Source organism: Elizabethkingia occulta, assembly GCF_002023715.1.
Lineage (GTDB): Bacteria > Bacteroidota > Bacteroidia > Flavobacteriales > Weeksellaceae > Elizabethkingia > Elizabethkingia occulta.
Genome location: NZ_MAHX01000003.1, coordinates 13,540 through 35,024, shown reverse-complemented (window position 1 = coordinate 35,024; position 21,485 = coordinate 13,540). Strand labels below are relative to the sequence as shown.

At 35.8% G+C, this 21,485-nt stretch carries 23 protein-coding genes; 9 read left to right on the top strand and 14 right to left on the bottom strand.

The annotated features are described in order from the left end of the window. Nucleotides 1–68: 68 nt before the first annotated feature. The 8 genes from BAZ10_RS01760 to gpmI form a co-directional block, all read right to left on the bottom strand. Entirely contained in the window at nt 69–563 is a 495-nt protein-coding gene (locus tag BAZ10_RS01760) for a hypothetical protein (protein WP_078770571.1), read from the bottom strand. Between the two features lie 45 nt (nt 564–608). Then, nucleotides 609–1,484, bottom strand: coding sequence for a GTPase Era (era, locus tag BAZ10_RS01755; protein WP_059322521.1), 876 nt, complete (start codon nt 1,482–1,484; stop codon nt 609–611). 158 nt (nt 1,485–1,642) lie between these two features. Further along, nucleotides 1,643–2,410: a class I SAM-dependent methyltransferase gene (locus tag BAZ10_RS01750; RefSeq protein ID WP_078770570.1), complete on the bottom strand. Its 768-nt coding sequence runs from the start codon at nt 2,408–2,410 to the stop codon at nt 1,643–1,645. Nucleotides 2,411–2,413: 3 nt separating this feature from the next. Further along, entirely contained in the window at nt 2,414–3,223 is an 810-nt protein-coding gene (map, locus tag BAZ10_RS01745) for a type I methionyl aminopeptidase (RefSeq protein ID WP_034867721.1), read from the bottom strand. 87 nt (nt 3,224–3,310) lie between these two features. Further along, the gene (locus BAZ10_RS01740) at nt 3,311–3,739 is read right to left on the bottom strand and encodes a BT0820 family HAD-type phosphatase (protein WP_078770569.1); all 429 of its coding nucleotides are present in this window, start codon (nt 3,737–3,739) and stop codon (nt 3,311–3,313) included. A gap of 42 nt (nt 3,740–3,781) precedes the next feature. Continuing rightward, the gene (locus BAZ10_RS01735) at nt 3,782–4,039 is read right to left on the bottom strand and encodes a hypothetical protein (protein WP_078770568.1); all 258 of its coding nucleotides are present in this window, start codon (nt 4,037–4,039) and stop codon (nt 3,782–3,784) included. Nucleotides 4,040–4,049: 10 nt separating this feature from the next. After that, nucleotides 4,050–4,541 carry a GNAT family N-acetyltransferase gene (locus BAZ10_RS01730; protein WP_078770567.1) on the bottom strand — a complete coding sequence of 164 codons (492 nt, stop codon included), beginning with the start codon at nt 4,539–4,541 and terminating at the stop codon, nt 4,050–4,052. Nucleotides 4,542–4,549: 8 nt separating this feature from the next. Further along, complete coding sequence (gpmI, locus tag BAZ10_RS01725; protein WP_078770566.1) at nt 4,550–6,073, bottom strand: 2,3-bisphosphoglycerate-independent phosphoglycerate mutase; 1,524 nt, start codon at nt 6,071–6,073, stop codon at nt 4,550–4,552. 135 nt (nt 6,074–6,208) lie between these two features. Between gpmI and BAZ10_RS01720 the strand changes: the two genes are divergently transcribed. From BAZ10_RS01720 to BAZ10_RS01705, 5 genes are all read left to right on the top strand, one after another. Continuing rightward, entirely contained in the window at nt 6,209–6,532 is a 324-nt protein-coding gene (locus tag BAZ10_RS01720) for a translation initiation factor (RefSeq protein WP_059322528.1), read from the top strand. A gap of 148 nt (nt 6,533–6,680) precedes the next feature. After that, nucleotides 6,681–7,535, top strand: a complete 855-nt coding sequence (locus tag BAZ10_RS01715) for a nucleoside phosphorylase (protein ID WP_078770565.1) — start codon at nt 6,681–6,683, stop codon at nt 7,533–7,535. 22 nt (nt 7,536–7,557) lie between these two features. Next, complete coding sequence (locus tag BAZ10_RS01710) at nt 7,558–7,737, top strand: hypothetical protein (RefSeq protein ID WP_059322530.1); 180 nt, start codon at nt 7,558–7,560, stop codon at nt 7,735–7,737. A gap of 57 nt (nt 7,738–7,794) precedes the next feature. Further along, a complete protein-coding gene (locus tag BAZ10_RS18920; RefSeq protein WP_155604374.1) occupies nt 7,795–7,965 on the top strand; it encodes a hypothetical protein in 171 nt (56 codons plus the stop codon). Nucleotides 7,966–8,410: 445 nt separating this feature from the next. Next, entirely contained in the window at nt 8,411–8,839 is a 429-nt protein-coding gene (locus tag BAZ10_RS01705; RefSeq protein WP_078770564.1) for a CBS domain-containing protein, read from the top strand. A 97-nt stretch (nt 8,840–8,936) separates the two neighbouring features. On the opposite strand, the gene BAZ10_RS01700 is transcribed toward BAZ10_RS01705, so the two are convergent. Further along, nucleotides 8,937–9,497, bottom strand: coding sequence for a DNA-3-methyladenine glycosylase I (locus BAZ10_RS01700; protein WP_078770563.1), 561 nt, complete (start codon nt 9,495–9,497; stop codon nt 8,937–8,939). Between the two features lie 124 nt (nt 9,498–9,621). Here BAZ10_RS01700 and BAZ10_RS01695 point away from each other — a divergent pair, with 124 nt between their 5' ends. Then, nucleotides 9,622–9,960, top strand: coding sequence for a hypothetical protein (locus tag BAZ10_RS01695; RefSeq protein ID WP_045179271.1), 339 nt, complete (start codon nt 9,622–9,624; stop codon nt 9,958–9,960). A 71-nt stretch (nt 9,961–10,031) separates the two neighbouring features. On the opposite strand, the gene BAZ10_RS01690 is transcribed toward BAZ10_RS01695, so the two are convergent. Continuing rightward, a complete protein-coding gene (locus BAZ10_RS01690; protein ID WP_078770562.1) occupies nt 10,032–11,066 on the bottom strand; it encodes a threonine aldolase family protein in 1,035 nt (344 codons plus the stop codon). A gap of 6 nt (nt 11,067–11,072) precedes the next feature. Further along, entirely contained in the window at nt 11,073–14,453 is a 3,381-nt protein-coding gene (locus BAZ10_RS01685; RefSeq protein ID WP_078770561.1) for a polysaccharide deacetylase family protein, read from the bottom strand. 170 nt (nt 14,454–14,623) lie between these two features. On the opposite strand from BAZ10_RS01685, the gene BAZ10_RS01680 reads away from it, so the two are divergent. Continuing rightward, entirely contained in the window at nt 14,624–15,277 is a 654-nt protein-coding gene (locus tag BAZ10_RS01680; RefSeq protein ID WP_078770560.1) for a metal-dependent transcriptional regulator, read from the top strand. A 134-nt stretch (nt 15,278–15,411) separates the two neighbouring features. Here BAZ10_RS01680 and BAZ10_RS01675 read toward each other — a convergent pair whose 3' ends face one another. Both BAZ10_RS01675 and gyrA read right to left on the bottom strand, forming a co-directional pair. Next, entirely contained in the window at nt 15,412–16,779 is a 1,368-nt protein-coding gene (locus BAZ10_RS01675; protein ID WP_078770559.1) for a tetratricopeptide repeat protein, read from the bottom strand. Between the two features lie 18 nt (nt 16,780–16,797). Then, nucleotides 16,798–19,371: a DNA gyrase subunit A gene (gene gyrA / locus BAZ10_RS01670; protein WP_078770558.1), complete on the bottom strand. Its 2,574-nt coding sequence runs from the start codon at nt 19,369–19,371 to the stop codon at nt 16,798–16,800. A gap of 160 nt (nt 19,372–19,531) precedes the next feature. Between gyrA and BAZ10_RS01665 the strand changes: the two genes are divergently transcribed. Next, a complete protein-coding gene (locus tag BAZ10_RS01665) occupies nt 19,532–19,849 on the top strand; it encodes a DUF4286 family protein (protein ID WP_078770557.1) in 318 nt (105 codons plus the stop codon). 131 nt (nt 19,850–19,980) lie between these two features. On the opposite strand, the gene BAZ10_RS01660 is transcribed toward BAZ10_RS01665, so the two are convergent. Then, entirely contained in the window at nt 19,981–21,015 is a 1,035-nt protein-coding gene (locus tag BAZ10_RS01660; RefSeq protein ID WP_078770556.1) for an acyl-CoA reductase, read from the bottom strand. Between the two features lie 53 nt (nt 21,016–21,068). Here BAZ10_RS01660 and BAZ10_RS01655 point away from each other — a divergent pair, with 53 nt between their 5' ends. After that, nucleotides 21,069–21,419 carry a 4Fe-4S binding protein gene (locus BAZ10_RS01655; RefSeq protein ID WP_009088212.1) on the top strand — a complete coding sequence of 117 codons (351 nt, stop codon included), beginning with the start codon at nt 21,069–21,071 and terminating at the stop codon, nt 21,417–21,419. The last annotated feature ends 66 nt before the right edge of the window (nt 21,420–21,485 follow it).

Here is a 21,485-nt window from a genome sequence, read left to right as displayed (position 1 = left end):
TAATTACGAAATTATGAATTAATAATTAGTTTACCTAAATTAAAAAGGCCCTTTATCAGGCCTTTTTATTACATCTTTTGTATATCTATTTTCATTTTACATCTTTCGATACCTTCTTTTGCTTTCTCAATGTATGAATTTTCATAAAGCGATAGTGCATATTCTTTGTACTTGTCAATCGCTTTTTCATATTGCCTGGTATCTTCATAATAATATGCCCACTCCCTTGCAAGATTACTTTTGTTAACGTCTTCAACAGATTCTGCTTTTGTCAGAATGTCCCGAAGATCATCATAGCGTTTTGCTTCTGATAAAAGGTAAGAATAGTTAAGATAAGAAGCTCCATATTCAGGAGTAAAATCTATAGCTAATTTATAATGCTTTTCGGCTTCTAAAGCATCATTTTCTTTATTTTTTAAAAGCCAGGCTATATGGTTATGGGCTTTACCATACTTAGGATCTTCCAGTAAAATATTATTGAGTACCGCTTTAGCCTCTTCGTTTAGATCCTGACTGATCAGGTCATCTGCACGGTCAAATTCTGAATCTAAATATTCGTTCATCTTTAAAATTCTTTATTTAAAGATAAATGAAATTCCTGACTTTATCTAGCGATAACCAAAATTTTTCAGGTCTCTGTCGTTTTTACGCCAGTCTTTTTTAACTTTTACGAAAAGATTAAGGTGAAGCTTCTTTCCAAAGAATTTTTCCAAATCCATTCTGGCTTCAGTCCCTACTTTCTTTATAGATTCTCCTTTATGTCCGATAAGAATTCCTTTTTGGGTATCTCTTTCTACGTAGATAATACTATCGATAAAAATCATTTCCCCTTTGTCTTTGAACAATTCTGTAACAACTTCTACAGAATACGGGATCTCTTTTTCGTAATTCAAAAGGATTTTCTCACGGATAGTCTCATTTACAAAAAATCTCTCGGACTTATCTGTAAACTGATCTTTATCGTAGTAAGCAGGACTTTCCGGTAATAAAGATTTTAATTTAGGAAGAATATACTCCGTATTATAAGCATTTAGTGCAGATATTGGCAATATCTCAGCTTTCGGAATTCTTTCGTGCCATAAGGCAACTGTTTCTTCAAGAACTTTCTGATCTGCCTTATCTACTTTATTGATAAGGATAAGTACCGGAACCGGTATTTTATTCAGCTTTTCGATAAGGAATTCTGAAGGTTGCGCTTTATCTGTAATATCTACGATGAAAAGGAAAACATCAGCATCCTGTAAACTCTCTTTGACAAATTCCATCATCTTTTCCTGTAATCCATATTTAGGGTCTAGTACCCCCGGAGTATCAGAAAAAACAATCTGTACATCGTCCTCGTTATAAATACCAAAAATACGATGTCTGGTTGTCTGTGCCTTTTGGGTAACAATAGCCAACTTCTCCCCCATTAACTGGTTAAGAAGCGTAGACTTGCCTGCATTGGGTTTCCCCACTATATTAACAAAACCTGCTCTGTGCATTATTTAATTTAAAATTGAAATATTAAAAGATTTAAGTTTTTAAATCTTTTGCAAAGTTAACAATAAATAAAAGAATGACTAGCTTATTCTTTAATAGCTTATAATGATTGATTGCTCAACAGCTATAAAGAAAAGGCTTACAATGAGATATAAATTTACTAATGTTTAAAAACTACCGGAAGAATTTCATTAACCAGCAAACCGTAGCGTTTCTGGTCTTCTACTGAGAATTTTTGAGAATATAGATTGATGTCAACATCAAACCCGGCTTTTTTAAGACGATCAAAATAATCCATTCCATACCAACGGACATGATCATACTGACCAAAATGCTTCTGGCGCTCTTTAGGATCTGTTATGCTAAAGTCTTCATAAGTATGCTCCAGACTGGTTCTCATAGGAACCTGTAAAATTCCCCAGCCACCTTTTCGCATTACACGGTATAATTCGGACATTGCTTTGGAATCTTCTATTATATGTTCTAAAACATGATTGCAAATAACAATATCATAAGATTCATCTTCAAAAGGGAGATCCAATACATCAGCCTTTACATCTACAATTGGAGAGAAAAGATCTGCAGAAGTATATTCCAGATTCTTTTGTTTTTTGAATTTTCTTAAAAACTCCTGTTCAGGAGCAATATGAAGTACTTTGTAATTTTTGGTAAAAAAATCGGTTTCACGTTCCAGATAAAGCCACATTTGGCGATGCCTTTCCAATGAAAGTGTACCGGGAGAGAGTGCATTTTCCCGTTGTTTCCCGTAACCATACGGAAGAAATTTACGATAAGATCTACCGTCTATAGGATCAGTAAATTTATCTCCCTTAAAAAAGGATATAATTAAAGGACGCGCCACAATGCTTAATCGAATAAGCATAGGGCGCGGTAATTTATTTAAAAGAAATTTTGCTACTTTCTTCATTTGTTAGAAATCCATCTGGAAAGCTTTTTCCTCATCGGATTTGATACCTAATGCATCGTAGATATACTGGAATGTAGATAATAAAACCGGTTTCCCATTTACTACAGCTACATCGTGCTCAAAGTGTGCAGAAGGCTTATTGTCCTGAGTTGTTACAGTCCAGCCATCGGAATGGAACTTTACTTTTTCCGTTCCCATATTGATCATAGGCTCGATAGCAATAACTAATCCGTCTTTAATTACTTTTCCGGAACCTTTTCTTCCATAGTTAGGCACCTGTGGTTCTTCGTGCATTTGTCTTCCAACACCATGTCCTACTAACTCGCGTACTACTCCATAACCGTGTTTTTCTGCATGTTCCTGAACTGCATAAGAAATATCTCCGATTCTCTTTCCACGGATACACTGAGCAATACCTTTATAAAGACTTTCTTTAGTGACCTGCAAAAGCTTTTTTGTTTCAGGAGAAACTTCTCCAACTTCAAAAGTATATGCATGATCTCCAACAAAGCCATTCATGTATGTTCCACAGTCTACAGAAATAATATCACCATCTCTCAATGGTTCATCTGTAGGGAAACCATGAACAACCTGCTCATTCGGAGACATACATAAAGAGTTTGGAAAGCCTCCATACCCAAGGAATGCAGGTTCTGCACCATGATCTTTAATATACTCGAATGCAAGTTTATCTAAATGTTTAGTTGTTACGCCAGGTTTAATTTCCTTGGCCAACATACCTAAAGTTTTTGAAACCAACTGAGCGCTTTCACGCATTAATTTGATTTCGTCTATTGTTTTTAACTGAATCATTTTTATTTAAATGTAGCAATCTACCCATGTAAAAATGTAACAATAATTGGTACATTGGTAAATCGTTATATTAGTACATTATATATGTTACCAGAAAAGACCTTTTTTCTTTTCTTTTTTCAGCTTTGAGTAAGCCAAAACTTCACCGCCAGCCACACGGAATTCAATTTTCTCTTTAATGATGTTATAAATTTCACCCCATCCCGGGAATCCGCCAAGGTTTCTGTCATCAATAAACAAATCCGCATCGATTTTACGACTATGAGTCTCTGAATCAAAAACTTCACCTTCAAAGCTGGAATTTACAGCATAAAATTCTAATCCGTTTTTTTTACAGAAATCCACAGCTTCCTGTAATGCTTTTCCGCTTCTGTATGTCCATAAAATCAAACGATAACCTTCTGATTGTAATTTCAGCAATGTTTCGAATGCAAAAATTTTAGCTGCCCCTATTCCAGGGTATGCATCGTCTACAATTGTTCCGTCAAAGTCTATCGCTAGTTTTTTATTTATCATCTGTATTAAAAATTTGAGTGCAAAGATACGAAAATATAGAACTTAATCCCGTCCCTTTATTAAACGAATTATCGCAAAATAAATAACATAAAGCCATCCTAATACACCATGGATAATTGCCCACAATATAGATTTATTTCTATCCCATGATATTACTACTGCTATAATAGCTCCTAAACCTAATCCGGAATTTGTTACAGTATCTCTGATATCAGAATTACTATCTGTAGTACCAGACTGCGCCAATAACAAATTGGAAAAAATTAACAATAGTACAACTACCTGTATATTCTTTTTCATATCAGTTTATCTATACAATTTTTTTCAGCATCCAGATATCGCATCCTGTATGTCCTGAGTTTCCTAATGGGGCAGACAACTGCTCGAATCCTTGCTTTTCGTAAATACTGATTGCTTTACCAAAAGCTGGCAAACTTTCAAGATAAATATGACTATACCCGAATTTTTCTGCCTGCTCATAGCATTTCTCCATAAACAATCTTCCGATTCCAGTTCCTCTGGCTTCTCCGGATATATAAAATTTCACCAATTCTACATGACCTTCCGGTAATCCTTCTGTAGGATAAAGCCCGCAGCTGCCTACAACTTTATCACCATCTTTAGCAACAAATAGTACAGAACCACTGGTATCAAACACTTTAGACAAATGATCTGTTGTAGGATCTACATACACAGTTCCTTCTGTGGGTGCTCCGTATTCATCAAAAACACCGCGGATCATAGATGCCAAAGCGCTATCATCCGCAGCTTGTATAGTTGTAATTATTATTTCTCTATTCATTTCTGAAATTAAGAAACAAGAATATCTCCAGTCATTTCTTCAGGAACATTTACGCCCATTACTTTAAGGATTGTAGGCGCTACATCACCCAATTTTCCATCTTTCACATTCCATGTATGATCTTTATCCATTACAATGAAAGGAACAAGATTGGTTGAATGCTGTGTATTAGGAGATCCATCCGGATTCACCATTACATCGGAGTTACCATGGTCTGCTAAAATAAATACTGCATATCCGTGGTTATAAGCTGTAGTAGCTACTTTTTCAATACATTTATCTACTGTTTCAGCAGCCTGAACAGCAGCCTGGAAAACACCTGTATGCCCTACCATATCGGTATTAGCAAAATTCAGGCAGATAAAATCAGCGCTTCCTTTTTCCAGTTCCGGAACGATAGCATTGGTAATATCATACGCCGACATTTCCGGTTTGAAGTCATAAGTAGGAACATCTTTAGGGCTTGGACACAAAATTCTTCTTTCACCTTTAAATTCCTCTTCACGCCCTCCTGAAAAGAAGAATGTAACATGTGGGTATTTTTCGGTTTCAGCAATACGAATCTGTGTTTTGTTGTTTTCTTCCAAGATTTGTCCCATAGTGTGCGTAATGATATTTTCATCATAAACTACTTTTACATTATGGAAAGTTTTATCGTAGTTGGTTAAAGTCACATAGTATAAAGGAAGCTTGTGCATTTCGTAGTCAGGGAAATCTTCCTGAGAAAGCGCCATTGTAATCTCACGGCCTCTATCTGTTCTGAAGTTGAAACAGAATACAACATCATTAGCTTCTATTTTAGCAACCTGCATTCCGTCCTGAGTACAGATAATCGGTTTCAGGAATTCATCTGTTATATCTTCTTCGTAAGATTTCTGAATAGCTCCTACCGGATTATTGGTTGCTAATCCAATACCATTTACCATAGCATCGTAAGCAATACGAACACGCTCCCAACGCTTATCACGGTCCATCGCATAATAACGGCCAACAATAGTTGCCAGTTTTCCGGTTTTAGCATCCATAAACTCTATAAGGTCCTGAATAAATCCTTTTCCGGAATGTGGATCGCAGTCGCGTCCATCTGTAAAAGCATGAACAAAAACATTTTCTAATCCATAATCATCTGCAGCTTCCAAAAGCCCTTTCAGGTGATTAACATGTGAATGTACTCCACCATCGGAAACTAATCCTATAAAGTGAATCTTCTTATGGTTATCTTTTGCATATTTAAAGGCAGCAAGAATTTCCGGTTCGTTCCCCAGTGTTTTGTTTTCCACTGCCATATTTAGCTTTACAAGATTCTGAAAAATTACACGTCCGGCTCCAAGATTCATGTGCCCTACTTCAGAATTCCCCATCTGTCCTGCCGGTAAGCCTACAGCCAAGCCACTAGCTTCTAGTTTGCTGTGAGGGTATTTTTGCAGACATGAATCAATAAATGGTGTATTGGCCTGCGCAATGGCAGAAACTTTGGGATCTAAACCTAACCCCCAGCCATCCAGGATGGCTAATATTGCTTTTTTAGACATTTCAGAATTATATTTAACTTAACAAATATACGAAACAATGCACTAAATAGTAAGGAATTTCACAGGTTTTATGTGGTAAATACTCTGAAAAATTGTAACTTTTCTTACTTTTGTTTATTAGTACTATAAAATAAAATGGATTTAAGAGATCAGTTAAAAAATCTTTTCCCTGAACATGAGGAGAAGGATTTCGAAATGCCTGAAGAAAAGTTTGAGCAAAAAGGTGCCCTTGTATGCAAATTTGAAAAGAAAGGACGCAATGGTAAACCTGTAACTTTAATTGAAGGCTTTGAAGGTGGTGATGCAGAACTGAAAGAAATTTCTAAAAAGATCAAAACGTCTCTTGGGATTGGAGGCTCCGAAAAAGACGGCGTTATCATTATCCAGGGAGACAACAGAGATAAGATTATGAAACTTCTACAGGAGATGGGCTACAAAACCAAACGTGTAGGCGGATAATATTTTTGAATACGAAGTTAGAAGTACGAAATTAGAAACACGGGGTAAGAAAATATAAAGTGCAGAAGTAAAAGACTGGAAATACAAAAAGTATTTTTTTATCTCCGAAATTCTTTTTAACTTCAATTCCTTTTTAAAATTGGAAATTATGATGAATAAACTAGCAGCATCCGAGCTGGTGCTGAATGAGGACGGAAGTGTATACCACCTGAATCTTCTTCCTGAAGATATCGCTGAAAAAATTATACTGGTTGGAGATCCTGACAGGGTTCCTAAAGTATCTCAATATTTTGACAAAATTGAAATCAAAAAAAATAAGCGTGAGTTTTATACCCACACCGGAACGCTGAGAGGTGAAAGAATTACGGTAATGTCTACAGGTATTGGTACCGAGAATATAGATATTGTAATGAATGAACTGGATGCTCTGGTAAATATAGACCTAAAGGAGAAGGAATTCAAAAAAGAACACAGTTCTTTAGAATTATTCCGTCTGGGGACTTGTGGTAGTGTAAATCCTGATGTAGAAGTAGACAACATGTTGGTAACAGAGAATGTTGTAGGATTAGATGGTCTTCTTCATTTTTATCAGGACTATCAGTTTGAAAACGAATTTTCTAAAAACTTTTTAGAGAAATTCCCTTATCAAAACATCAAGCCTCTACTTTATTTCTCTGATTGGGCTAAAAAAAGTGCACATTATTATCAGGATGCTAAATATATTGGTAATACAGCTACATTCCCGGGATTCTATGCACCTCAGGGAAGACAGCTAAGATTAAAAGCTTTGGATGACCAGTTCCTGGAAACACTTAATGATCTTGGTGTAACCAATTTTGAGATGGAAACATCTGCTATTTATGGATTATCCAAGCTATTAGGCCATAAGGCTATTACTGTTAACTGTGTTATTGCAAACAGACGTCGTGGAGAATTCTCCGCAGACCACAATGCATCTGAAAAGATGACAATTCAGTGGGTATTAGACAGAATTATTAAGTAATATTTTATTTATACAATATTATATGAAGCCTCTTACACGAACCATTACAGGATTAGTATTTTTAATTATTTTCCTTACGCTCTATTTTCAGGGCAGTGATAATACTTTATATAGTTTTCTGGAGGGCTTGTCCGTAGCCATAGGAATTATTTTTATGACACGCGGTTTATATGAGTTGTATAAAGCTAAAAATGTAAAATAAAAAAATCCCCGATTTGGGGATTTTTTTATTATCTTAGATTCACCTAAAACAGTGAATATGAAAACCTTTATCAAAGCATTGCCTGTATTCCTTATATTCTTTTCTATAGGAAGATTTATAAAATATGATTTCACATTTGATAGTATTGTAATTGCGACTGCAACAATCGGAGTTTTAGGAACTGTATTTTTGTTTTTTAGTGAAAGAAAAGATTCAAAAACAGAATAAACAAATGAATACTCCAATAAAGATTAGTCAGTTTTTCAAACTCCTTTTTTCCATTATCATTATGTATCTTGTTATAAGTGCAATACAATATCCTGATATTTTGGTCAACAGCTTTTTAAAAGGCTTCTAGCTATTTAACATAAAGCTTATTTTTTTAATAAATTTTCTGGAATTTTGTTCTCAACAAAATGGCCCTGATATTTTATTGATATCAGGACCAGGATTCTCTCAATACGAAAAATATATTCGTGAACTATCGTATTGCTCCTACTAAGTTACGTAGTCAAACTGAAAATAACTAAAGAAGCATAGTGATATATATTTCTGAAATATATCATAAGTAGTTTTTTTGTAATGCCTGTTTTTCAGGCTATCTTTAAGAAGGATTAATAAAAGGGCCCTTTATTATCTGTCAATTTATCGAAATTAAATTAAAGAAATAATTATGAAACAAAGAGTTCCCGTATCCCAAATTATGTCCAAAGAGCTCATCACTCTTAATCCGAATCAGTCGCTATATGAAGCTGAAAAGCTATTCAAAAAGAATAATATCAGGCATATTCCCGTTGTTGAAAACCTGAAACTATTAGGTATGCTCAGTTATTCTGACTTATTAAAGATAAGTTATGCAGATGTGGATGATTCGGATGAAGCAGAAGACACTTCTGTTTCCACAGTTGTTTACGATACGTTTAGCATTCCGCAGATTATGACCAAAGCTCCTTTAACGGTAAACACAGAGACTACAATTAAAGAGGTGGTTGAAATTTTAGCCCAGCAAAGCTTTCATTCAATTCCTGTGGTAGATCATGATGAAATAAAAGGAATTGTAACCACCACTGATATTTTAAATTACTTATTAGAGCAATACTAATACACCTGTAATAACTAAGAGGTTGTCCCAAATATAATATCGAGCCATATCGAAATACCTTTAATCTTTTAGGACAGCCTCTTATTAATAGTTTATTTTAATTATTCCTTACAAAACAGCTTTCTATATGGTCATCTATAACCCCGGTCGCCTGCAAATGGGAATAAACTACTGTGGAACCCAGAAATTTGAATCCTCTCTTTTTCAAATCTTTGCTGATAGCATCCGATAAAGGCGTTGTAGCAGGTGCTTCTGTGTGATGTTTCCAGGTGTTTATAATTCTTTCACCATTGGTATAAGTGGAGATATAATTATAGAAACTTCCAAATTCTTTCTGAAGTTCCATAAATAGTTTTGCGTTGCTTATAGCAGCTAATACTTTTAGTCTGTTTCTTACAATTCCTGTATCCTGAAGTAATTCATCAATTTTTTTCTCATCATACTTAGCGATCTTCTTATAGTCGAAATTGTCAAATGCTTTTCTAAAGCTTTCTCTTTTACGGAGAATGGTAATCCAACTCAACCCTGCCTGAAAGCTCTCAAGTATCAGAAATTCGAACATAGTAGCATCATCCGTTGCCAGCCGTCCCCATTCTTCATCATGATATTTCTGGTACAACTCGTCGGTTCCGCACCATGCACATCTTGTTTTTTCCATATTAAATTTATTTACCCAAAAATAAACATTTAGTATATCATTAGGAAAGTTTTAACGTTCGCTAACATCCTTTCGGAATGCTTATTGAAAGGATAGTAAGCATTAACCCCAAAATTCACTAACAATGAGTACTAATGAACAAAATGAAAATCTGGACAAAGCAAAACAGTTTGTAAATGATGCTGAAAATAATTTGAAAGATTTCACAAAACAAACACAAGACGCCATTGGCAATTTGTCGGATAAAGTAAAAAGCTACATCGATCAGAAAAAAAATGAAAATGAAGAACCAACGAAGGAAGGTTTCTTTGCTCATCTGAAACAACAGGTATCAGACGCTTGGGAAGACACCAAAGATGCAGCAGAAAATGCATGGGAAAGCACTAAAAACTTTGCAGATGATGCCTGGGACAAAACAAAGGATGCTGCCAATGATATCCAAGATAATATAAAAGGAAAATAGGCCCTAAACTGCCAATCATTTTTAATTATAATTTTACGGAGAAATGGCCTCAATATCTTGAGGCCATTTTTTTATGCTAAACGCTTTAATGATGCTATAAAGCTGTCAACTTCTGCTTCCGGTGTTGCCCATGAAGTAATGAGCCTTATTGCTGATTTTTCTTCATCTATTTTCTTCCAGACATAAAAATCAAATTCTTCAGCAAGCTTTTCAATCCAGGAATTTGGAATAATCGGAAATAGCTGATTGCTATAAGAATCTGTAAGAAAACTACAATGACAGGCTTCAAATGCCGCTTTTATTTTCATTGCTTTCTGATTCGCGGATTTTGCAAGATCAAAATAAAGATTATCTTTCATCAGTTCCATAAACTGAATACCAATCAGTCTTCCTTTGGCCAATAAAGCTCCTTTTTGCTTTACATGAAACCCAAAATCTTCCTTTAATTCCGGATTAGCAATAACAATAGCCTCTCCTATCAATGCTCCGTTTTTGGTTCCACCCAGATAAAATACATCTGCCAAACGTGCTATATCTTCCGGAGTTACATCAGTATCTACTACAGTCAGTGCATGACCAAGACGAGCTCCGTCTACAAATAAGTATAGGTTATTCTCTTTACAAAATCCAGACAAAGCTTCCAGTTCTTCAAGAGTATAATGTGTTCCTAATTCTGTTGTATTCGAAATATATAACATTTTAGGCTTTACAACATGTGGCTGATTGGTTACCGTATCCAGAACTTCTCTACAGGCCTCCGGAGAAAGTTTCCCATCTTCGGATCTTGCTGCATGAACTTTGTGTCCCGTAGCCTCTATAGCTCCTGCTTCGTTGGTAAATATATGTCCGGACTCTGCAGAGATAACAGACTGATGTGGCCGTAGCATTGAAGAAATCGTAAGAAGGTTTGCCTGTGTACCTCCGGAAACAAAATAAATATCTGCTTCCGGACTATTAAACCTTTCTTTAATCATATCTTTTGCCATGGCAGAATACTGATCGCCACCATAACCAATTTGTTGTTCTCTATTCGTCTCAACCAATGCCTTCAGAATATTTGCATGACATCCTTCTGCATAATCATTTTTAAAACTAAACCTATTCATTATCATTTATACCGTTTCAGTTATATCTTTTACGTTTCCTGTTCTCTTCAATACTCCCCAGCTTTGCAGCTCTCCTTTCAGTGCTTTTCTCAGTGATTTGAATAATACAATAAGCATTAACCAACGATAAATAATACGCTGTGGAATTAGCCATATAATCTTCATAAAGCTTGCTTTCTCCATAACAAGGGCAAAGCCCAGAGCCAGGGCATCAATAATAAGGAATAATAAGTAATAAATCCCTATTTTTTCTGCACTTCCTGTGAACAATCCTATCACCATCAACAGATCTGCCAAAGGAGAAAAGAAAGGTATAATATATTTGAAGACTAACATATCCGGTAAAGCTATCATTCCTAAGCCTTTAAACTTCGGATTAAAGAAAGCATCTTTATTCTTCCAGAAGGTTTGTAATACCCCGAATGTCCAACGGAAACGCTGTTTCATAAACTGTTTCAGTTTTTCAGGAGCTTCAGTATAGGCAATAGCTTCCGTTTCATTACTTACGAAATATCCTTTACGCAAAATCTTTATAGTAAGATCACAATCTTCAGCTAGTGTATCAGTACTGAATCCACCAACTTCTTCAATTGCTTGTTTCTTGAACAATCCTATTGCCCCCGGGACTACAGTAATTGCATTGAAAGCTTCGAATGCTCTTCTGTCAAAATTCTGACTGCCTATATATTCCGTAGATTGCCATTGAGTAATCAGATTGATCTCGTTTCCAACTTTTACATTACCCGCAACAGCGCCTACATTTTTATCGGCATTACGGTACATGTTTTCCATCATCAGACGTACTGCATTAGGCATAAGCTGGGTATCTGCATCTATACATACTACATAGTCCGATGTCGAACGGTCGATACCATAGTTAAGTGCAGAAGCTTTACCTCCGTTTGTTTTACTCAATAAAGTGATATTGGCATGCCCGTTAAAGGCTTCAAATGCTTTATTGAAGGTTTCATCCTTACTTCCGTCATCTATAAAAATAATATGGAAATTAGGATAATCACATTTCAATAAGTTTTTAAGTGATTTTACAATATTGACTTCCTCATTATATGCCGGTACAATAATATCGACCTGCGGAAATTCGGTTAATGCAATTTTAACCTGATGCTTTTCCTTTTGGTATGATCTGTAAGAATATACCATCAGCCATATAAAGCGAAGTGCACCCAACACCATAAAAACAATAAACATGGCAAAGAAAAGGTATCCCAAATAATATCCACCAATAGCAATAGCACTTGTAACCTGGAAAATATAATACCCTTTAGTTTTTGGCACTGGTGGCATTACCTGATCTTTCTTCATCCCTAGAAGGTTGGCTACTGTAGTAAACTTATAACCTTTTTTCTGAAAATATTCTATTATTCTTGGCAAAGCCTGTATTGTAGCTTCTCTTGGGCCACCGGCATCATGTAACAAAATAATATTACCATTCCCCTGACTTCTGATTACTCTGTTCACAATAGTATCTGCATTGAAGCCTTTTATTTCGCCTGCCTGCCAGTCTTCCGGGTCTATACTTTCCCCTACAGTAAGATAATTTCGCTCTCTGCTGTCTGCCACAGGAATTATTTCCTGTAATGTTTCGGGTTCACTATCTGCATTGAAAGGAGCCCGGAACAAAATTGTACTATGCCCGGTAATACTTTCTATCAGCAAACGGGTGGCATCCATTTCCATTTTACTCCGTTGCGGGCTTACTTCCGCCATATTCGGGTGTGTGAAAGTATGGTTGCCTATTTCATGTCCTTCACGATAAATACGTTTTACCAAAGGAATATTCTGTTCCGCCTGAATACCCAATATAAAAAATGTTGCCGGAATCTTATATTTAGACAGGATATCCAAAATCTTCGGTGTATATTCTGGATCTGGACCATCATCGAAAGTAAGAACCATTACCTTTTCATTATCTTTCGGTTTACCCCATTTTTTCACTACAAACATAGATGGCAGCTTCACATATTCCTCATCTGTGATCAGCATATGCTCTTTATCTACAACTGGTCTTATAAGTCCTGTATCCGGACGGGAAGCCACATCCAGAATTTCTCCTTCCCCCATATAATCTACATCGGAGCTGCTGGCAACATGTTGAAGTTTGTTAAAATCGAAATCCTGCATTCCTTTTTTGCTGACATCTTTCTTATAAAAACTCCACAATCTGTTATCTTCACTTCCCAATCTCCACAAAGCTGTTCCTCCAAGTCCATACTCGGCAGCAAATCTTAGTGTATTGAAATTGGTTACAGCATCGGTAAATTCCACATGGTGTAAAGTCCCCTGCTGGTCTTTATAATCATAACGCAGGTTGTAAGTATCCTTATCGAATACAACTTTTGAGTTTGTTTCCCGTGCTGTGGACAAAGCTTCCTGATAAGTAACGTCTGTTGCTGCTTTAGCTCCGGCTTTCCAGTCGTAACCGTAGCCAGCCAGTCCTAATACAATTTTTTCGGAAGGAATATTTTTAGCCACCTGATCTACTGCAGCTTCTATCCATTTTTGACTGGAAACCGGGCCTGGTTTGGTATCATTACTAAACTCGTCATAGGCCATCAGAAAAATATAATCATTGTAGCGGTTAAGCTGGTCATAATTATAATCTTCGTTGAATGGCATTACATCCTGAGTTACCAATAAACCTTCTTTATGAAACGCGTTATATAAATTTTTCTGAAAATTAATCAGTGGTTCATTCGTAGGTTCTGATAAATTCTCCAGGTCTATATTGATACCGCTAAAATCATTGACTTTTACATAATGCAAAAGATCTTTAATGAATTGATCCTGTTTCTTCTGATCAGTCAGAATAATATGAATTCCTCTCGGATCAAAATTACCTTTATAATTATTCGAAAGCATCGGTAAAACCTTAACTTTAGATGCCTTTATAAGGTTAAATCCCCGTTTGTCTATATCCAACTGAAGCTTTCCGTCGGGATGAATAAAAAACCATTCCGGAATAATCATGTTTAGCTTGTTGATACTTCTTCTGAGGGAAAAATAAGACTGTGCATCCCATGCAACATAATAAGCAGCACGAATAGGCGCAGCCATATTATAATTTATGGTTGCTGCTTTTAGTTTAGAATTATGAACTTTTAGTCCTTTTTTCTGGTGCTTTTTAATATATTCTCTGAATCCCTGATATTTACGAATGCTTTTGCTTTCATTCGCTGTTGTTTTACTCAGAAGTACATCCTGAGAGATCTTACCAGAAGTATTCAGATTCGGAATGCTAGGGATGAAGGCTTTTCTAAAAGCGATAAACAATATAATCCCTGAAAGGACTAAGATAAACACGAGAATACGGGAAGCCCATTTGAACCGTTTCCATCGTGTAGGACTGTTGGTCTGAAAAATTTGCATTTAATTAATAAGTAGTGTTACAAAGATACTTCACGAATAAATAAATATTATACCATTTTTTATAATACACGGAAAATTGTTACATAATTAACACTGCTTAAAAATAGATTAAAGCAAAGTCTGCAGCCGGCAGAATTGGTCTAATTATTTTTTTGGTTTAAATTTGGGGTATGAATTCTCTGACTAAAGAAAATTACTTGAAAGCCCTATTCCATTTAGCCAACAGCGAAAATGAAATATCGGTAAAAGACCTTAGCGACAATCTGGGGATACGTATGCCCAGTGTAAATAGTATGATGAAGAAATTTTCAACGGAAGGCTGGGTCATCTACGAAAGCTACAAACCTCTTATTCTCACGGAGAAAGGAAGGCGGAAAGCTGCTTTAATTGTAAGAAAGCATCGTCTTACAGAAATGTTTCTGGTAGAAAAGATGGGGTTCGGGTGGGAAGAAGTACACGATATTGCAGAAGAAATAGAACATATACAATCACCTGTTTTCTTCGATAAGATTGATGAAATTCTGAACTTTCCAAAAACAGATCCTCATGGCTCTCCTATTCCGGATAAGGAAGGAAATATCATTAAAAACAATTATTTCAAACTTAGTGAATGTAAAATTGGTGAATCTGTAGAATTTGTAGGACTAACAGCTTCTTCGGATGATTTTTTACGATTCCTGAATAACAAAAAATTGCCTTTGGGTACCTCTATCACAATTTTGGAAAATGAACCTTTCGATGGTAGTAAGCGTGTAAAATACGATGATCAGGAAGAAAGCTTCAGCCAGGTTGTTCTGGAAAAAATACTGGTGAAAAAGCAGTAAAAAATATTCACTATTTTTAAATGAACCTTGTCAAGGTTCATATTCAATATCGTATTAACCTTGACAAGGTTTTTATCAAAATAAAAAAAACTCCCAAAAGGGAGTTTTTTTTATTTTATAGCTCAAAAAATTGGTTATTTACCACCTTTTAGTTCTTTGGCTTTATCTTGCTTTCCTAAGCTGTTATAAACAGTTCTAAGAGTATCTACAACATCCGCTTCGTTAGGCGTTAAAGTATTTAGCTTCTCCAAGTATGGTAAAGCTTTTGTGAATCTTACTTTTCTTTCAGCAATGATTTTGTTAGCTTCATCAATTTTACCAGCTTTTCTCGCAACATTGTAAGCGTCTACAATTTTAGCATCAGCTTTACCGTTTAAGTAAAGGTTGAATACTAATCCTTGTAATGCAGGCACATAGTTAGGATCAATTTCTAAAGCTTTTTTAAATGAAGCTTCAGCATCAGCAACAGTTGCAGGATTGTTGGACTGGATAACGCCAAGATTAGACCAGTTTAATTTATCGCCCGGGTTCTTAGCTACCGCTTCTTTAATTGTTTGTTCAAGCTTAGAGCTATCACCTGTTCTTGAATAAGCAGATAATTTAAGATCATTCATCTTTGCATTATTCGGGAACTTAGCAAGACCTTTCTCAATAAGAGCTACAGCTTCGCTGTTCTTGTTGTCATCCAACATTAAAGCAACTGCAGTTTCATATAATTCTTCTTCTACACTTTTAGATGTTTCAGTTTTAAAATCTGCATAATCAGGAGATTTTTTCACTAATTCAAAAGAAGACTTATCCAGGTTTTCTCTCTGGTTAGTTTTCTTGTTAAGTGCCGAATAAGTTGTTTTGATACCTGTATATCCAGAATTGATAAGATCTTGATAAAGAGCAATAGATTCTGATTTTTTGTTTCCTAAAGCATAGCTGATTGCTGCATAATATTTGTAAATATCATCAGGCTGACCAGCTGCCTTTAAAAGGTCGTTTACCTGAAGGAATTTTTCAGCTGCGACCGCATAGTTTTTAGCATCATATTCTTTCTGGGCTTCACCACTTACTTTTTGTAATAAAGGGTTAACAGCTGCACCAACATTTCCTGCTAATGTAGGAGAATAAGTTTCTTCTTTCAATTGTAGTCCAGCTCCGTCTTTATCAGCTTCTGCTTTACCTACGAAATAAACTTTATTTTTATTGTTGTCTTTACCAGCAAATATTTTATTTGTCTTAAGATCAGAAATTTTAGCTAAAACTGCTGCCCCTTCAGATGTTTTGCCAGACTTTATTAAAGCTATACCTTTTGCATAATAGTATTGCTCTTGTACAGAAGGCTCCAACAAATACATTTTTCCCTGTAAAGCACTATCTGCAGCCGAAATCTGAGACAAAGCTTCAGCAGCATTACCTCCGTCTGCTGCTTTTACAGCGTTCTGAATTTCTTTTTTCTGTGCAAAAGCCAGTGAAACTGATACTAATGCTGCACTCAAAAGGATTTTTTTCATATTTCTATTATTAAACTTTTATTCTTCAATATTTTCTGTTCCGTCTTCCTTAAATAATTCTCCGGTAGTGGCATCATCAGAAGTATTCGGGATTACAGCGCTTTCATCACCTTCTTCCAATTCTTCTTCGTCCTCCACAGATTTATCTACTTCGATTTTAGCAATCGCAGCGATTGCATCATTACCTTTAAGGTTGATCAGACGAACCCCCTGAGTATTTCTACCCATTACACGCATTTCTTCAACGCTCATTCTAATAGCAACCCCGGATTTGTTAATAATCATAAGGTCATGTTCATTAGTAACGTTATTTATTGCAATTAATTGTCCTGTCTTATCAGTAATATTTAATGTAATAACACCTTTGCCACCTCTGTTAGTGATTCTGTAGTCTTCTACAGCTGTACGCTTACCATATCCGTTTTCAGAAACAACCAATACAGTTTCGTTTTCTTTATCACTAATAGCGATCATTCCGATTACTTCATCACTGTCTTCCATAGTAATACCTTTCACACCAATAGAAGTACGACCTACTGATCTTACTTTTTCTTCAGGGAAACGAATACACTTACCATTCTTAGTAGCAATCATAATTTCGGATGTCCCGTCAGTTAATCTTGCTCCTAGTAATTGATCGTCTTCACGGATTTCAATGGCATTAATACCATTTACACGAGGTCTGGAATATGCTTCTAATGAAGTTTTCTTGATGGTTCCGTTTTTAGTAATCATCACAACACTCATCTTCTCTACATACTCAGTATTTTTAAGATCATCCGTTCTTAGATAAGCTTTAATCTTATCATCCGGTTCTATATTGATAAGGTTCTGAATTGCTCTTCCCTTAGCTGTTTTAGATCCTTCCGGAATTTCGAATACTCTTAACCAGTAACATTTACCTTTTTCAGTAAAGAATAACATATACTGGTGGTTTGTAGCTGCTACAATATATTCAAGGAAGTCAGCATCTCTGGTAGTTGCACCACGATTACCAACACCTCCTCTGGACTGAACTTTATATTCGTTTACAGGCGTTCTCTTAATATAGCCAGCATGAGAAATAGTAAGAACAACTTGCTCATTCGGGATGAAGTCTTCAATATTCATTTCTCCCCCAGCATAGTCGATCTCTGTTCTTCTTTCGTCACCGTATTTATCTCTGATCTCGATTAATTCATTTTTAATGATCTCATATTGTAAAGCCGGAGTTGCAAGAATGTCTTCCAAACGCTTGATTAAGTTCATAATCTCTTCATATTCTTCACGGATCTTATCCAGCTCCATACCGGTTAGTCTTGCCAACCTTAAATCAAGTATCGCTTGCGCCTGAATATCAGAGAGTTCAAACTCTTCAATTAAACCTGTTTTTGCTTCCTGAGGATTTGCAGAATGACGGATGATTGAAATAGCTTTATCTAAAGCATCCTGAGTTCCGATAACCTTCATGAAACCTTCAAGGATGTGCGCTCTTTCTTTTGCTTTCTTCAATTCGTACTCCGTTCTGCGTATAATTACCTCATGACGGTGCTCTACGAAATGGTGAATAATCTCCTTCAGGTTAAGCTGTTGCGGACGGCCTGCCACCAATGCAATATTATTAACGCTGAAAGAAGTCTGAAGCGAGGTATATTTGTAAAGAAGGTTTAGTACAACATTCGGGATTGCATCCATTTTCAGTTCGTATACAATACGAAGACCTTTTCTGTCGGATTCATCACGAATCTCATAGATTCCCGGAATTTTCTCTTCTTTCACCAATTCTGCGGTTCTGGCAATCATTTCAGCTTTGTTTACCTGATACGGAATTTCGGATACAATAATTGCATCACGGTTACCGATTTGTTCAAAGCTTACTTTAGCACGAAGAACAATTCTTCCTCTTCCTGTATGGAAAGCATCTCTTACACCATCATAACCATAGATAATACCTCCGGTTGGGAAGTCTGGTGCAATAATATGCTGCATCAGATCATCTATCGTTATTTCGTTATTATCAATATAAGCGCAGATTGCGTTTATAGATTCTGTAAGATTGTGTGGTGCCATATTGGTAGCCATACCTACCGCAATACCGGAAGTACCATTCACTAAAAGAGCTGGTACTCTTGTAGGAAGCACCTTTGGCTCCTGTAAAGAGTCATCAAAGTTATTCTGAAAGTCAACTGTTTCCTTATCAAGATCAGAAAGTATCTCATCCGAAATCTTTTTAAGTCTTGCTTCAGTATAACGCATTGCTGCAGGCGGATCACCGTCCATGGAACCGTAGTTACCCTGTCCGTCTACCAATGGATAGCGCAGAGACCATGGCTGTGCCATACGCACCATAGCATCGTAAACCGAGCTATCACCATGCGGGTGGTACTTACCTAATACATCTCCAACAATTCTGGCAGACTTTAAGTATTTTCTGTTAGAAAAAACGCCTAAACCGTACATACCGTAAAGTACTCTTCTGTGTACAGGTTTCAGACCATCTCTTACATCCGGTAACGCTCTGGATACGATAACCGACATCGAATAATCGATGTAAGAGGATTTCATTTCATCAACAATGTTGATAGGAATTAGCTTTTCTCCTTCTGTATTCATTCTTTATATTTAAAATAAATCGGGAAAATCATACAAAAAACTGATTTTCACACTCCTGAAGTTCAGGATTTAAACAACGGGCTAATTTACGTTTTTTTTACCTAATATTGCCCCTGAAATAAAGCATATTTAATTTTAAAAATCATAAAATTTCTTAAAAATGAGTGTTCTTAGCGTTACTTTTCATGTTGAAAGTGCAGCCCAGTCGCAGTGGTATGATTTTCTGGAGCAGGAATTTCCGGCATTAGTAGAAAATCTGTATGATGTAGAAAAGTATATTTTCTCAGAAGTAGACAGCAATTATATCCAGGAGGGTAAAAATTACAATCTATTATTAATCTTTAATGATCATGAAATCAGAGGCGGATTCCTGTTGAATGAAATGCAAAATTTGAGTGAGATTATTCACCAAAAGTTCTCTCAGGAACAGGTGATCATCTTCATTACGGAACTTAATCCTATTACCAGAAGATTATAAATAAAAAAGAGCCGAAAGTTATCGAATTACTTCCGGCTCTTTTCAGTTTATTTTAAAGAATATTTTTCAGAATCTTTGAAAATAATTCTGATAGTATATATTTTTCGATTATGCTTCTATTTTAATACCTTTTATACAACACTAAGAAAAGCCATTGTATCTACATTATCTGCATAAACATCCAGTCCTGGTTTCTGAGCTTCACCAAAAGAAACTGATTCTAATCCTAATGCATCTTTAGCAACAATACACTGTATTTCCTCCTGATGCTCGCTAATAAAGTTCTTTACATCATCAAGACTTTTATACCGGCTAAAGTTGATTACTGAAAGCGGACTAAATAAATCTTCACCTTCACGAAGCATTACAAAATTATTATCCCAGAAAAGCTCCTGATTTAATAGATATACAGCTCTGTTATAATCATAATTATTGGCATATTTATTATGGTTAATAACATCTTTAAAATTCAGGAAATTTTCAAAAAGGCGCTCTAATTTAAAGTCTTCAGGAATAAAGAGTCGTGTAACGTTACGACATCCCAACCCGAAATAACGGAAAATATCCTCCGCCAATAACTGCAATTCTTCATCGGTCTCATCTCCATTTAAAACAGCTACTGATGTACGGTTCTTACGAATGATATTCTGATAATCTTTGAAATAAAATTCCAGATATCTTGCCGTATTATTACTTCCTGTAGCAATTACAGCCTCAAAATTTTCAAGTCTTTCTACAAATTCATATTCAACTCCTCCTTCTGTAGAATCATTCCATATTTTCATTAAAAACGGAATTAATAATCTGTCTTTGGAAGAAAGCTTTATCACCGGAATATGTCCGGATAATACAACACACATTACATCGTGAAACCCTACTAAGGGCAGGTTACCAGCTAAGATAAGCCCTACTCTTTTTGAAGTATCCGAAAATAGGTATTTATCTGTCCAACTGCTGATTGCGGTTTCATTAAGAACTTCTGCTAAACTTTCCAAAGCATATCTCAGACTATCCTGAGTAAACCATGGATTTTCTATTTCTGATCTTAACAATAATCCCTGAAATTCCTCTTCCAAAGATGTATAATTGTCATTATTTTTTATTAAGAACTCTTTCAAAAAACTTCCTAAACCTCCTAACCCCCGAATTTTAGCTTCCTTATTCATAATCTGGTGAAAAATTTTTATCTTTGTGCAAATTTAACAAAAATTAAAGAGCAATGGCCATTAAAATAACGGATGAATGTATTAACTGTGGAGCTTGTGAGCCTGAATGCCCTAACACTGCGATATATGAAGGAGCTGTAGACTGGAAAGCTGCAGACGGAACCAACCTGAAAGGAACCGTAACGATGACATCGGGTCTGACTATAGACGCTAATGCCCCACAAGAACCTGTTAGTGATGATGTATACTTCATTGTAACAGATAAATGTACTGAATGTAAAGGTTTTCATGAAGAGCCTCAATGTGCTGCTGTATGTCCTGTAGACTGCTGTGTACCAGATGAAGATCATGTAGAAACTGAAGAAGAGCTTCTTGAGAAAAAGGCTTTTTTACACGGAGAATAAAAATACCGCTCACTAATTGTGAGCGTTTTTTTTCAATAAATACTTTATAAAAACAATATAACACCA

Bases quoted from the DNA above. Each gene is read 5' to 3' on its own strand.
- BAZ10_RS01760 (WP_078770571.1), bottom strand. From the start codon at position 563: ATGAACGAATATTTAGATTCAGAATTTGACCGTGCAGATGACCTGATC.
- era (WP_059322521.1), bottom strand. From the start codon at position 1,484: ATGCACAGAGCAGGTTTTGTTAATATAGTGGGGAAACCCAATGCAGGC.
- BAZ10_RS01750 (WP_078770570.1), bottom strand. From the start codon at position 2,410: ATGAAGAAAGTAGCAAAATTTCTTTTAAATAAATTACCGCGCCCTATG.
- map (WP_034867721.1), bottom strand. From the start codon at position 3,223: ATGATTCAGTTAAAAACAATAGACGAAATCAAATTAATGCGTGAAAGC.
- BAZ10_RS01740 (WP_078770569.1), bottom strand. From the start codon at position 3,739: ATGATAAATAAAAAACTAGCGATAGACTTTGACGGAACAATTGTAGAC.
- BAZ10_RS01735 (WP_078770568.1), bottom strand. From the start codon at position 4,039: ATGAAAAAGAATATACAGGTAGTTGTACTATTGTTAATTTTTTCCAAT.
- BAZ10_RS01730 (WP_078770567.1), bottom strand. From the start codon at position 4,541: ATGAATAGAGAAATAATAATTACAACTATACAAGCTGCGGATGATAGC.
- gpmI (WP_078770566.1), bottom strand. From the start codon at position 6,073: ATGTCTAAAAAAGCAATATTAGCCATCCTGGATGGCTGGGGGTTAGGT.
- BAZ10_RS01720 (WP_059322528.1), top strand. From the start codon at position 6,209: ATGGATTTAAGAGATCAGTTAAAAAATCTTTTCCCTGAACATGAGGAG.
- BAZ10_RS01715 (WP_078770565.1), top strand. From the start codon at position 6,681: ATGATGAATAAACTAGCAGCATCCGAGCTGGTGCTGAATGAGGACGGA.
- BAZ10_RS01710 (WP_059322530.1), top strand. From the start codon at position 7,558: ATGAAGCCTCTTACACGAACCATTACAGGATTAGTATTTTTAATTATT.
- BAZ10_RS18920 (WP_155604374.1), top strand. From the start codon at position 7,795: ATGAAAACCTTTATCAAAGCATTGCCTGTATTCCTTATATTCTTTTCT.
- BAZ10_RS01705 (WP_078770564.1), top strand. From the start codon at position 8,411: ATGAAACAAAGAGTTCCCGTATCCCAAATTATGTCCAAAGAGCTCATC.
- BAZ10_RS01700 (WP_078770563.1), bottom strand. From the start codon at position 9,497: ATGGAAAAAACAAGATGTGCATGGTGCGGAACCGACGAGTTGTACCAG.
- BAZ10_RS01695 (WP_045179271.1), top strand. From the start codon at position 9,622: ATGAGTACTAATGAACAAAATGAAAATCTGGACAAAGCAAAACAGTTT.
- BAZ10_RS01690 (WP_078770562.1), bottom strand. From the start codon at position 11,066: ATGAATAGGTTTAGTTTTAAAAATGATTATGCAGAAGGATGTCATGCA.
- BAZ10_RS01685 (WP_078770561.1), bottom strand. From the start codon at position 14,453: ATGCAAATTTTTCAGACCAACAGTCCTACACGATGGAAACGGTTCAAA.
- BAZ10_RS01680 (WP_078770560.1), top strand. From the start codon at position 14,624: ATGAATTCTCTGACTAAAGAAAATTACTTGAAAGCCCTATTCCATTTA.
- BAZ10_RS01675 (WP_078770559.1), bottom strand. From the start codon at position 16,779: ATGAAAAAAATCCTTTTGAGTGCAGCATTAGTATCAGTTTCACTGGCT.
- gyrA (WP_078770558.1), bottom strand. From the start codon at position 19,371: ATGAATACAGAAGGAGAAAAGCTAATTCCTATCAACATTGTTGATGAA.
- BAZ10_RS01665 (WP_078770557.1), top strand. From the start codon at position 19,532: ATGAGTGTTCTTAGCGTTACTTTTCATGTTGAAAGTGCAGCCCAGTCG.
- BAZ10_RS01660 (WP_078770556.1), bottom strand. From the start codon at position 21,015: ATGAATAAGGAAGCTAAAATTCGGGGGTTAGGAGGTTTAGGAAGTTTT.
- BAZ10_RS01655 (WP_009088212.1), top strand. From the start codon at position 21,069: ATGGCCATTAAAATAACGGATGAATGTATTAACTGTGGAGCTTGTGAG.